This is a genomic window from Buttiauxella cochleicola (assembly GCF_021282435.1).
Lineage (GTDB): Bacteria > Pseudomonadota > Gammaproteobacteria > Enterobacterales > Enterobacteriaceae > Buttiauxella > Buttiauxella massiliensis.
This window is the reverse complement of record NZ_JAJSOT010000022.1, coordinates 1-1,629: the sequence shown is the minus strand read 5'-3', so window position 1 is coordinate 1,629 and position 1,629 is coordinate 1. Positions and strand designations below refer to the sequence as shown.

Here is a 1,629-nt window from a genome sequence, read left to right as displayed (position 1 = left end):
CCGCCTACATGCTTAAACCGGGACAACCGTCGCCCGGCTAACATAGCCCTCTCCGTCCCCCCTTCGCAGTCACACCGAGTACAGGAATATTAACCTGTTTCCCATCGACTACGCCTTTCGGCCTCGCCTTAGGGGTCGACTCACCCTGCCCCGATTAACGTTGGACAGGAACCCTTGGTCTTCCGGCGAGCGGGTTTTTCACCCGCTTTATCGTTACTTATGTCAGCATTCGCACTTCTGATACCTCCACCTACCCTCACAGGTAAGCTTCGACGGCTTACAGAACGCTCCCCTACCCAACAACGCATAAGCGTCGCTGCCGCAGCTTCGGTGCATGGTTTAGCCCCGTTACATCTTCCGCGCAGGCCGACTCGACCAGTGAGCTATTACGCTTTCTTTAAATGATGGCTGCTTCTAAGCCAACATCCTGGCTGTCTGTGCCTTCCCACATCGTTTCCCACTTAACCATGACTTTGGGACCTTAGCTGGCGGTCTGGGTTGTTTCCCTCTTCACGACGGACGTTAGCACCCGCCGTGTGTCTCCCGTGATAACATTCTTCGGTATTCGTAGTTTGCATCGGGTTGGTAAGCCGGGATGGCCCCCTAGCCGAAACAGTGCTCTACCCCCGAAGATGAGTTCACGAGGCGCTACCTAAATAGCTTTCGGGGAGAACCAGCTATCTCCCGGTTTGATTGGCCTTTCACCCCCAGCCACAAGTCATCCGCTAATTTTTCAACATTAGTCGGTTCGGTCCTCCAGTTAGTGTTACCCAACCTTCAACCTGCCCATGGCTAGATCACCGGGTTTCGGGTCTATACCCTGCAACTTAACGCCCAGTTAAGACTCGGTTTCCCTGCGGCTCCCCTATACGGTTAACCTTGCTACAGAATATAAGTCGCTGACCCATTATACAAAAGGTACGCAGTCACCCCATAAAAGAGGCTCCCACTGCTTGTACGTACACGGTTTCAGGTTCTGTTTCACTCCCCTCGCCGGGGTTCTTTTCGCCTTTCCCTCACGGTACTTGTTCGCTATCGGTCAGTCAGGAGTATTTAGCCTTGGAGGATGGTCCCCCCATATTCAGACAGGATACCACGTGTCCCGCCCTACTCTTCGAGTTCACAGCAAGTGCATTTTTGTGTACGGGAGTATCACCCTGTACCCTGCGACTTTCCAGACGCTTCCACTAATGCACAAACTGATTCAGACTCTGGGCTGTTCCCCGTTCGCTCGCCGCTACTGGGGGAATCTCGGTTGATTTCTTTTCCTCGAGGTACTTAGATGTTTCAGTTCCCTCGGTTCGCTTCGTTAAGCTATGTATTCACTTAACGATAGTGTGACGAATCACACTGGGTTTCCCCATTCGGAAATCGTCGGTTATAACGGTTCATATCACCTTACCGACGCTTATCGCAGATTAGCACGTCCTTCATCGCCTCTGACTGCCAGGGCATCCACCGTGTACGCTTAGTCGCTTAACCTCACAACCCGAAGATGTCTCGTGAGACACAATCGATGTTGTGAAAATTTGAGAGACTCGAACATATCGTATTCCCATTCCTTATTACGGAGGAATGAGACGACATGTCGTTTCAATTTTCAGCTTGTTCCGGATTTTTAAAGAGCAA

The 1,629-nt window shown here is 51.6% G+C and carries 1 rRNA gene; it reads right to left on the bottom strand.

What is annotated here, in order from left to right:
• Window positions 1-1,482: ribosomal RNA gene (locus tag LVQ77_RS22215) — 23S ribosomal RNA — on the bottom strand; the annotation flags it as partial.
• Between the last annotated feature and the right edge of the window lie 147 nt (window positions 1,483-1,629).